Below are 656 nucleotides of genomic sequence, written 5' to 3'. Positions count from 1 at the left end.
GCCCCGTAGAGAGCGAACTGGCGGTGGTCGAAGTCGAGGTGGACAGCGACGTGTTGCCGATCGCGATCGTGCTGATCGAGGTCGACAGCGACGTCACGGTGCTGTTGGTGCTCGACAGGCCGGTCGAGAGCGAACTGATGCCCGTCGAACTGGACGTGGAGAGCGACGTCACCGAACTGTTGGTGCTCGACAGACCGGTGGACAGCGAGCTGATACCGGTGGACAGGGAACTGATACCCGTCGACGTGGAGGTGGACAGCGACGTCACGGAACTGTTCGTGCTCGACAGACCGGTCGAGAGCGAACTCACGGCGGTGGACGTCGACGTGGACAGGGACGTCACGGTGCTGCTGGTGCTCGACAGGCCCGTGGAGAGCGAACTCACCGCCGTGGAGGTCGAGGTGGACAGCGAGGTGATGCCGGTCGAGGTCGACGTCGACAGCGAGGTTACGGCCTCGTTGGTGGCGTTGAGCTGCGAGCCGTTGATGGCGTCGGTGCTCGTCGCGCTCACGCGGCCCGCCGCCACGTTCGTGATCTGCCGCTCGGCGCCCGGCGCGCCGACGCTCACCACGCTGGTCGGGCTCGTGCCGGCAAAGGTGTACGCCACCCCGCCGATCGTCGTGCCCGAGGTCGGGTTCGCCGCGGCCGTGACCGAA

1 pseudogene is annotated in these 656 nt (G+C 67.1%); it reads right to left on the bottom strand.

Annotation, left to right across the window (positions count from 1 at the left end):
• A pseudogene (locus PXJ20_RS32910) lies at positions 1–511 on the bottom strand (adhesin); the annotation flags it as partial.
• Positions 512–656 lie beyond the last annotated feature (145 nt).

The organism is Paraburkholderia sp. A1RI_3L, from assembly GCF_048957895.1.
In the GTDB taxonomy this organism is placed as follows: domain Bacteria; phylum Pseudomonadota; class Gammaproteobacteria; order Burkholderiales; family Burkholderiaceae; genus Paraburkholderia; species Paraburkholderia kururiensis.
Note: the sequence above shows the minus strand (reverse complement) of the source record. Positions and strands in the feature narration are given on the sequence as shown.